The organism is Tepidibacillus sp. HK-1 (assembly GCF_001748485.2).
GTDB lineage: Bacteria > Bacillota > Bacilli > Tepidibacillales > Tepidibacillaceae > Tepidibacillus_B > Tepidibacillus_B infernus.
In genome coordinates this window covers 63,349-73,291 of record NZ_BDGM02000004.1, presented here as the reverse complement: position 1 = coordinate 73,291, position 9,943 = coordinate 63,349, and the positions used below count along the sequence as shown (strand labels likewise).

9 protein-coding genes are annotated in these 9,943 nt (G+C 40.2%); all 9 read right to left on the bottom strand.

All coding sequences use genetic code 11. The features are described 5' to 3' along the window. Position 1: 1 nt before the first annotated feature. Positions 2–1,168 (bottom strand): aspartate aminotransferase family protein, encoded by a 1,167-nt coding sequence (locus BEN26_RS02995; RefSeq protein ID WP_069801008.1) that lies wholly within the window; start codon positions 1,166–1,168, stop codon positions 2–4. Beyond that, the gene (gene argB / locus BEN26_RS02990) at positions 1,168–2,028 is read right to left on the bottom strand and encodes an acetylglutamate kinase (RefSeq protein ID WP_181482172.1); all 861 of its coding nucleotides are present in this window, start codon (positions 2,026–2,028) and stop codon (positions 1,168–1,170) included. Before argB ends, BEN26_RS02995 begins: the two co-directional genes overlap by 1 nt. Next, positions 1,991–3,217: a bifunctional ornithine acetyltransferase/N-acetylglutamate synthase gene (gene argJ / locus BEN26_RS02985; RefSeq protein ID WP_069801010.1), complete on the bottom strand. Its 1,227-nt coding sequence runs from the start codon at positions 3,215–3,217 to the stop codon at positions 1,991–1,993. The genes argB and argJ overlap by 38 nt, the downstream gene beginning before the upstream one ends. Positions 3,218–3,304: 87 nt before the next feature. Then, complete coding sequence (argC, locus tag BEN26_RS02980) at positions 3,305–4,366, bottom strand: N-acetyl-gamma-glutamyl-phosphate reductase (protein WP_069801011.1); 1,062 nt, start codon at positions 4,364–4,366, stop codon at positions 3,305–3,307. A gap of 233 nt (positions 4,367–4,599) precedes the next feature. Then, positions 4,600–5,616, bottom strand: coding sequence for a hydrogenase expression/formation protein HypE (gene hypE / locus BEN26_RS02975; RefSeq protein WP_069801012.1), 1,017 nt, complete (start codon positions 5,614–5,616; stop codon positions 4,600–4,602). Positions 5,617–5,618: 2 nt separating this feature from the next. Next, a complete protein-coding gene (gene hypD, locus BEN26_RS02970) occupies positions 5,619–6,728 on the bottom strand; it encodes a hydrogenase formation protein HypD (protein WP_069801013.1) in 1,110 nt (369 codons plus the stop codon). After that, positions 6,709–6,936 carry a HypC/HybG/HupF family hydrogenase formation chaperone gene (locus BEN26_RS02965; RefSeq protein WP_069801014.1) on the bottom strand — a complete coding sequence of 76 codons (228 nt, stop codon included), beginning with the start codon at positions 6,934–6,936 and terminating at the stop codon, positions 6,709–6,711. The genes hypD and BEN26_RS02965 overlap by 20 nt, the downstream gene beginning before the upstream one ends. A gap of 18 nt (positions 6,937–6,954) precedes the next feature. Then, positions 6,955–9,261: a carbamoyltransferase HypF gene (gene hypF, locus BEN26_RS02960; protein WP_069801015.1), complete on the bottom strand. Its 2,307-nt coding sequence runs from the start codon at positions 9,259–9,261 to the stop codon at positions 6,955–6,957. Beyond that, positions 9,240–9,905 (bottom strand): hydrogenase nickel incorporation protein HypB, encoded by a 666-nt coding sequence (hypB, locus tag BEN26_RS02955; protein WP_068726183.1) that lies wholly within the window; start codon positions 9,903–9,905, stop codon positions 9,240–9,242. Before hypB ends, hypF begins: the two co-directional genes overlap by 22 nt. Between the last annotated feature and the right edge of the window lie 38 nt (positions 9,906–9,943).

Genomic DNA, 9,943 nt, shown 5'->3' with positions numbered 1-9,943 from the left:
CTCATTTTTGCCAAGCCTCAATGCTGCTGATTAAGCGGTCAATCCCTTGTTCCACTTCTTCTTTACTAATATTTAATGGGGGTAATAATCTGAGTACATTTGGTCCAGCTGTAAGGACTAGCAACCCTTGCTCCTTCGCCAATCCAACTAATGGGGCAACAGGTTTTTTCCACTCAATACCAATCATTAAACCTTTCCCTCTTACTTCAACATAATCAGGGTATTTTTTTAATTTTTGTTGTAGTTGTTCTTTTAAATCATCCCCAATCTCTTTAACATGGGAAAGGATTTCCTTTTTTTGTAGTGTTTCAATGGTTGCCAATGCAGCCGTTGTTACAATAAAATTTCCACCAAAAGTAGAACCATGGCTTCCAAGAGAAAAAGCTTCTTTCGTTTTCTCGCTCCCGAGCATGGCGCCAATTGGAAAACCACTGCCTAATCCTTTTGCTAAGGTAATAACATCAGGTTTGATTGGATAATTTTGGAATCCAAACCACTCTCCTGTTCTTCCCATTCCTGTTTGTACTTCATCAACCATCAATAAAATGTCATGTTCTTTTGCTACTTGTTCCAGATGGCTTAACCAAATAGAGTCGGCTTGATAAATTCCACCTTCTCCTTGGATCACTTCCAGCATAACCGCCGCAGTTTCATGGGTGACTGCCTTATCAAACGCTTCTATATCTCCATAAGGAATCGTCACAAAGCCATAAGGCAATGGATCAAAACCATCCTTTACCTTCATTTGCCCTGTAGCCGTCAATGTGGCTAAAGTTCTGCCGTGAAAGGATTGTTGAAAAGTAATGATTTGATACCTTTGTCTATTTTTTACTTTTTGTTGGTAACGTCTAGCCAATTTAATGGCTGCTTCATTTGCCTCAGCACCACTATTTCCAAAGAAAACATAATCTAGGCCACTTATTTCGGTTAATTTCTTAGCCAATTCCATCTGGGGTGAAATCGTAAATAAATTGGATGTATGCCAGATTTGGTCTAGCTGTTCGATGACTTTTTTCTTTACTTCCTCTGGAACATGGCCTAGTAGGTTGACGCCAATACCCGAAGTAAAATCTAAATAACTATTTCCTTTTTCATCCCAAACCCAGCACCCCTTTCCTTTTACAGGGCGAATCATACCTTCCGGATAAGTAGGAAAAACTGCACTCATCAACCAACCGCTCCTCTCGCTTTATAGATTTTTGTTCCGACTAACTGATGGTCAATCACTTTAGTCAAAATCCCTTTTTCTCGCCCATCCAAGATATAAACTTCGTCAATCCCATGATCTAAACATTGTAAAGCGGCCTCCACCTTGGGAATCATACCACCTAATACATGTTGTTCTGCAATCAAGTGATCGATTTCTTCTCTTGTTAAAAGATGAAGGACTTTCCGCTTTCCTTTTACCGTTTGATAGATTCCAGGAATATCTGAGACCATCAATAGCTTTGAAGCGTTTAGTTGAGTAGCGATTGCTTGCGCTACAGTATCTGCATTGATATTATAAATCTGTCCTTTTTGATCCATTCCTAACGGACTAATGACAGGAATCGTATTTTGGAATTGTAACTGACTGAACAAGTGGCAGGAAATTTGTTTTATTTTCCCTACATAGCCTAATTGAGGGTCTAATGGCTCTACTTCAATCATATGTTGATCAATTCCACTTAAGCCTATGGCATTACCGCCAGCCATTTGAATCATTTTGACAATCTCTTTGTTTTCTTTTCCATTTAACACCATTTGCACCACTTCTAAGGTTATCCCATCTGTTACCCTTAACCCATTGATGAAAGAAGAAGTAATCCCTAGCTTTGCAAGCATTTGGTTAATGGCAGGGCCACCACCATGTACGATAACAGGAAACCAGCCTTGGTCGATCAGTTTGACTAACTCCTGATAAAACTCAGCAGATAACTCTCCTAACACACTTCCACCAATTTTAATCACAATGACTTGTTTTGCATCTAGGGCATGTTCGGAATTAAGATTACGTACGGTATGAGGCATTGATTTTGACATAGTCATAGGTTAAGTCACACCCCCAAGCAGTTGCAGATTGCTCTCCTTGGTTTAAATCGACCAAGATCTTTACTTTATTTTCCTTAAAAGATTGAGTCACAGCTTCTTCTTCATAATTCATGACGATTCCTTTTTGTACAACAAGGGTATGACCAATCGTAATATCTAGTTGTTTCTCATCGACGTAAAATCCGCTATTGCCGATCGCCATCACTACGCGGCCCCAGTTCCCATCTGCTCCAAACACAGCAGTTTTTACTAAATTGCTGCCCACGATTTTTTTCGCAATCACTTTAGCCATTTCTTCAGTAGCTGCTCCTTGAACAACCACTTCAATCAGCTTTGTCGCCCCTTCTCCATCTTGGGCAATCATTTTGGCTAATTGTTCTGATACATAATGAAACCCATGAACAAAAACAGGCCAGTCTGGATGAGCTTCAGTCAATTCTGTATGGCCTGCAAAACCATTGGCCATAACGAGAACCATATCATTTGTTGATGTATCTCCATCCACTGTAATCATGTTAAAGGTTTGATCTGTCACATGATGCAATAAACGTTGAAGTACATCAGGATGAATCTTAGCATCAGTGGTAACAAAAGCTAGCATCGTAGCCATATTCGGATGGATCATCCCAGATCCCTTTGCAGTACCCCCAATCGTCACCGTTTTTCCTTCGATTTCAATCTCAACCGCTAATGATTTTGCAAAGGTATCTGTTGTTAAAATCGCTTCTGAAAAAGATGATCCATTCTCACCAAGTAGATGAGGTAATTGCTCGATTCCAGCAAGGATTTTTTCGATTGGTAATCTTTCTCCAATGACACCAGTGGATGTAACGGCTACTTCCCAAGGGGAAAGTTGAAAAGAATCAGCAACTGCATTTCTCATCATCAATGCATCCACCATTCCTTGCTCCCCTGTAAAAGCATTAGCATTCCCACTATTTACGACTAACGCCCGTAATGTAGATCCTTTTGCCAAACTTTGTTGGGTCACTTTCAAAGGTGCCGCTTGAAAGGCATTGGTCGTGTACACGGCTGCACTTACAGCAGGCCCTTCTGAGAGGATTAGCCCTAAATCTTTTCTCTTTTTCTTAATCCCACAATGAATTCCTACTGCTTGAAAACCCTGTGGAGATGTCACATCCCCCTCTTTGACCGTTTTCATCTTAAAATTTGTCATCTTAATCATTCTCCATCCCCCTTTCTTTTACCTCTACCCTTAAGATAACCCCTATCCCATTATAAAAATGAAAAGAAAGTAATACTATGTTTGTTCTCACGGATAGATAGGAACAAACCTCAATCCTAACTCCTGTTCCCAACCCATCATCAGATTTAAATTTTGAACCGCTTGCCCTGCGGCTCCTTTCATTAAATTATCAATGGCTGAAAAAAGAATCAGTATTTTGGTCCGTTGATCTAAGAAAATCCCAATATCACAATAATTGGAACCAACCACTTGTTTAGTTTCAGGGTATTCCCCGCTAGGACGAACGCGGATAAAAGGTTGGTTACCATAATCTTCTACGTAATATTGAACCAATTCTTCTTCTTTATATTCCTTTTCAAGGTCTAGATAAATCGTTGACAAGATTCCTCTTGTGATCGGTAGTAAATGGGTCATCATTTGTACCGTAACCTGATGGCCACTGAGATCTGTTAATACTTGTTCAACTTCAGGAATATGCTGATGCCTTCCCACTTTATATGCTTTAAAATTATCGTTGACTTCTGAAAAGTGTGTGTTTCGCGAATAACCCCGACCAGCTCCTGACACCCCTGATTTGGCATCAATAATCACCGATTTAATCGGCAACTTCCTTCTATATAATGGAGCTAAGGCTAATAAAATACTTGTAGCATAACATCCTGGATTGGCAATATAATTGGCTTCCTTAATCTCTTTCGGAAACACTTCAGATAACCCATAAACCGCTTGTTGCAAAAGAGATGAATCAGCTGCCTCTAGATGGTACCATTGCTCATACTGTATTGGCTCTTTTAAACGCAAATCCCCAGAAAGATCGATCACTTTAAATCCTGCCTCAAGAAATTGGGCACCAAGTTCTTTACTTACCCCAGAAGGAGTAGCTAGAAAAACCACATCATTTTCTTTTTTGAGTTCAACTATTTTCTCTATGGTAAGATCAGATAATTTTTCAATCGGTGACTCCAAGAGATGACGTAAATGAGGATAGATTCTGTCGATCGATTCACCCTCTTGACTATGTACATACAAGTGGTGAATATTTACTTTGGGGTGCTGTAATAAGATTCGAATCAGTTCTACCCCACTATAGCCACTTGCCCCAACCACGATCACATTCAATTCATCCATCCTCCCTGATAAATATTTATAAATATCTTTGAATTATTATACATCCGTATTTTTATAAATTCAATTGTTTTTTTATACAAAGCTTGGTCTTTTTTAATAAGTTTGTTCACGCTACACAGCCACAGCTGTTAGTCGTACTATGTCGCTGCTTATGGAATATACAAAACCAAAAAAAGGTTGAAATTTGCAAGAACTCGTTTCTTGCAATTTCAACCATATTAGAGATATTCGAACTAACAGATTCTTGGTAGAAGCATACCAGATAGGCGGTCTAGACGCCGGGTGCTTCCAAGCGGCGTTCTAAGAAAAAGCCTTCCTTTTCCTTTTCCTTTGCCTTTCACTATCACCTTACCTATCACTTTGGCTTCTTTTCCTATTTCATATTGATGTAAAATGGAAAGAACTTTTTCCTCATCCTCTTTTCCTACAATAAAAATGACCTTCCCTTCATTTGCCAAATAAAATGGTTCATAACCAAGGATATCGCAGGCCCCTTGTACTTCTCTTCGTACAGGAAGAAGCATTTCATCGATTTCCATAGTGATGTTAAAGTCTTCACATATCTCCACAAGTGTTGTAGCCAAACCACCTCGAGTGGGATCTCTCATGATCCGAACATGATTGACTGCTTGTAAAACCTCTGCAATCATATGGTTTAACGTAACACAATCACTTTGAACTTCTGTTTGAATTCCTAAGTCTCCTCGAGCAGAAAGGATAGCAATCCCATGATCTCCTATTGTTCCACTAATGACGATCGAATCCCCTTCTTGCATCGATTCAGGTTTTACTGTATGATGTTCGTCAATCCAACCGATCCCTGTTGTATTGATATAGAGTCCATCTGCACTTCCTTTTTCAACTACTTTTGTATCCCCAGCTACGATTCTTACATCTGCTTTTTTCGCTTCTTCTACCATCGACTGAACGATTTTTTTCAGATCAACAATCGGAAAGCCTTCTTCGATGATAAAACTAGTAGTAAGAAACTTTGGTGTCGCTCCACTTACTGCTAAATCGTTTACAGTTCCTGTAACGGCTAACTTCCCAATATCTCCGCCTGGGAAAAAGAGAGGTTTAATGACAAAACTATCTGTGGAAATGGCAATCCTTGAATGTGCTATAGAAAGAATGGCTGCATCCAATTTCGCTTGTTCTTGATGACCAAAGGTATCTACAAATACTTCCTGAATCAGTTGGTGGGCTAATTCTCCCCCATCCCCGTGGGCTAAGCTGATTCGATCATTCATAATTATTCCTCCCTCATATATTGATAGTGGGCAGCACAGGTTCCTTCACTAGATACCATGCATGGCCCAATGGGATGAAGAGGGGTACAAGCTTTATTAAAAAGAGGACACTCCTCAGGTGTAATAATCCCCCGAATGATTTCCCCACACCGACATGCGGTTTTACGAGGTTCTCCTACTGTCATGTTAAATCTCTTCTTCGCATTTAAGTGGGCATATTCTTCCCGCAAATCAAGACCACTGTTTTTGATGATCCCGATTCCCCGCCATGCTTCATCACTCAGCGTCAAATACGTTTCCATCAGTTTCTGGGCCACTTGATTGCCTTTATCGGTGACGATAGTTCGATGATCATTGATAATCTCTGCTTTTTCTTGAAGATGCAATTGTAAAAGTTTATAGATACTACTTAACATTTCTACTGATTCAAACCCACTGATTACACCAGGGATCTGATATTCATCCACAAGATATTGATAACTATTTTTTCCTAATACAATAGATACATGGCCTGGTAATAGAAATCCATCGATCTTAACAACCTCAGATTCTAGTAAATGACGAATGATTGGTTCTACCAATTTCGTGGTTAACCACATGGAAAAGTTTGTAATTCCTTCATCATCTGCCATCTTCAGGGCAACAGTAAGAACAGGAATTGTGGTTTCAAACCCGATTCCTAGAAAAACGACTTCCTTATCTGAATGCTTCTTAGCGATTTCCACTGCATCGACAGGGGAATAAACGACTCGAATCTCTCTTCCTTCTGTTTTCGCTTCCATCAGCGAACGTTTCGTTCCTGGAACCCTGATCATATCGCCAAAGGTACAAATAATTCGATTTTCCCCTTCCGCCAATTGGATCATTGCGTCAATCGATTTTTGATCGGTCACACAAACGGGGCAACCAGGACCAGAAATAAGCTTCACATGATCCTTTAACGACTTTTTAATCCCCGTTCTTGCTAAAGCCATCGTATGGGAACCACATACTTCCATGATCGCTGGAAGTCTTCCATATTTATCTTTATATAAATTCGCTAAGTTCATCACTTTTGCTAATAATTTTCGACTTAACTCAGGGTTGGAGGATTCATTCAGAATCTCTAGCATCAGCAAGCGTCCTCCATTCCTCAATGCTGACCTTTGCATATTCTTCGTCAACGATCGACATGGCTTGTCCTGCATGAACAACCACATATTCACCTACTTGTACTTCAGGAACAAAGATAATACCTACCCTCATTTTTGACCCCATGACATCCACTACTGCCGTATATTCCTCTTTTTCTATTACTTTTGCTGGAACCCCTACACACATTTCCTTACTCTCCCCCTTTTAAATCCTTTCATTCGAATCTCTATTGATAGCATTTGCCGCGACGATTAACTGACCGAATGCAATTCCCCCATCATTACAAGGAACCTTTTTATGGGTATAAACTTCAAAGCCTAGCTGCGAAAGTCTCCTTTTCATTTCACTAGTTAAAAATGGATTATGAAAACTGCCCCCTGATAAAACCACTTTTCGGTTCCAGTCTGTTTGGAAACTGGAGACCTGTACAAGTGCCTCCACAAGAGCAGTAACCACCGTTTGATGAAACAGCTGAACGATCTCAACCACTGGTTTCTTCTGCAAAATATCCTGTGTTATATGATCAATCATTTTGGTAAAATCAATCTCTAGTCCCTGATCCCCATTTTCTTTAATTTCAAAGGGGTAGGATTCTTGAATCGTGATTTCTTCAGGCATCATTTCAGACAAACGGATTGCTGCTTCACCATCATAGGTGGAAATATGACAAATGCCTAACATGGCACTAACAGCATCAAACAAACGGCCACTTGTTCCTGCCAGTGGCGTATTGACCTTCTTTTCAATCATCTTTTTTAAAATATCAATCTCGTATTCTTTCTCTTTAAAAAGTTGATTTGCTAGTATTACTCCTTTTTCTCCTAAATAACCAATCATCATCCCGACAGCATTGCGCCAAGGCTCTTTAATCGCTTTTTCCCCACCTGGGAGGGGAGTATAAGTAAGATGGGCTAGTCGCTTAAAGGAACGGGCGTCTCCGTAAAGGATTTCAAAACCCCAAATATTACCATCTTCACCATAGCCAGTACCATCTAAAATGATCCCGTACACAGGTTCAGTCAGCTGATTATCCTCCATACACGCCACATGATGAGCATGATGATGTTGCACTTCAATCATCTTCCCCTGCATGTCCTCCGCCAATCTTCTCGTTGTAAACTGGGGATGCATGTCTATAGCGATCACTTTTCCTTGAGTTCCCATCCATTTCATGAGATGGTGAAATTCATTCTTAAAAAAATCGACAACCTCCAAGTGATCCATATCCCCAATGTGAGGTCCTAAGAAGATCTGCTCATGTCTGCCAATGGCAAAGGTATTTTTTTGCTGCCCACCTAAAGCTATCACATCATGGACAGGCTGCTGTGTTGAGATTGGATCAGGAACATAACCTCTTGAACGCCTTAGAAAAGTAATCTCACCATCAATGACCTGAACCACCGAATCGTCTAAAGGATGTAAAATTTCTCGATTCGTGGTAAGGATAAAATCTGCAATTCCCTTTAATCCTTTTCGTGCTTCCTCATCTTTATAAAGAATCGGCATTCCTGATGGATTGGCACTCGTCATCACCAATAAACGAAGGTCTGGATCATCGAAGAGTAGATGATGTAATGGCGTATATGGAAACATGACCCCGAGTGTCTTTAAGCCTGGAGCCAAGTTTTTAGGCAACTGGTTATGCTGCTTTTGCATTAATACGACAATCGGTGATTCGGGCGATTGAAGGGTTTCCTTTTCTTTTGGTCCAATATAACAGAGATCCCTAACGATTTCCATTGAAGCAGCCATTACAGCAAGGGGCCGATTTGGCCGTCGTTTTCTCTCCCTTAGACGAGAGATTGTCTCCTCATTCAAAGCATCACAGGCTAGATGATAACCCCCTAGGCCTTTGATCGCAACAATAAAGCCTTGTTTTAACAACTGTTGTACTTTTTTGATCGCTTGATCACCTTTCCCTATACCTTCTCCATCGATGGATAATAATTCAACATCTGGCCCACAAGAAACGCAAGCAACCGGTTGAGCATGATGACGACGATTATTAGGGTTCTCATATTCCTCCTGGCAGGACTCACACATCTCAAAAGATGACATGACCGTATAGGGACGATCATAGGGTAATTCAGAGATAATCGTATACCGGGGGCCACATTGGGTACAGTTGATAAAGGGATAACGATAGCGAAAGTTGGTTGGGTCTTTCATCTCCCGTAAACAATCTTCACATACCGCCGAATCGACGGGAATCACTAAAGAGGACTTCCCCGTTCGTTCACTTGGAATAATCATAAAATCTTGATATCCCTTAGGATCCATTTCTACAACATCAATAGAATCCACTCTAGATAACCTTGGAGGATGGAGCTTAACTTCATCAATCATTTGTTGAAGGGATTCTTCCTCCCCCTCCGCTACGATTCGTACCCCATCCATATTATTTTGAACAGTTCCCTTGATGTCATATTTTTCAGCTAATTGAAAGATAAAGGGGCGAAATCCCACCCCTTGAACCCTTCCTTTTATCGTTAATTTGCTGGCTTTAAGCATTTTTGATAAACACCCCTGATCCAATTGAGCCATTCTTCTAGTCCTTCTTCTGTCTTCGATGAAAGTTGGATCAATTTCGATTCAGGGTTAATTCCTTTTAAGTCTTCGATTGCTTGTTGTACATCAAAATCTAGATAAGGAAGCAAATCAATTTTATTTAAGACAACCAATTCTGTTCTACGGAACATCACTGGATACTTTGGAATCTTATCATTTCCTTCTGGAATACTCAAAACCACCACTTTATGGGCTTGACCTAGATCATAACCAGATGGACAAACCAGGTTACCTACATTCTCAATAAATAAGATATCTATATCATCTAAATTAAATTCAGGCAACACTTTTGCTACCATTCTTGCATCTAGATGACAACCACCATTGGTGTTGATTTGTACTGCTTTTGCTCCTAATGCACGTATACGATCCGCATCTTTTTCTGTAGCCAAATCTCCTTCGATGACACCAATGCGAAATTCACTGGATAAAGCCTGTACAGTTTTTTCCAATAGCGTCGTCTTTCCTGCCCCAGGTGAACTCATAATATTGATCACTAAAGTTCTACTTTTTTGAAACTGCTCTCTATTAAATTCAGCGGCCTTATTATTATTTGATAGAATGTCTTCCTCTAGAACGATTTCCATCTCCCTTTCCCCCTTTGTAAAGATGGTACACAACTTTA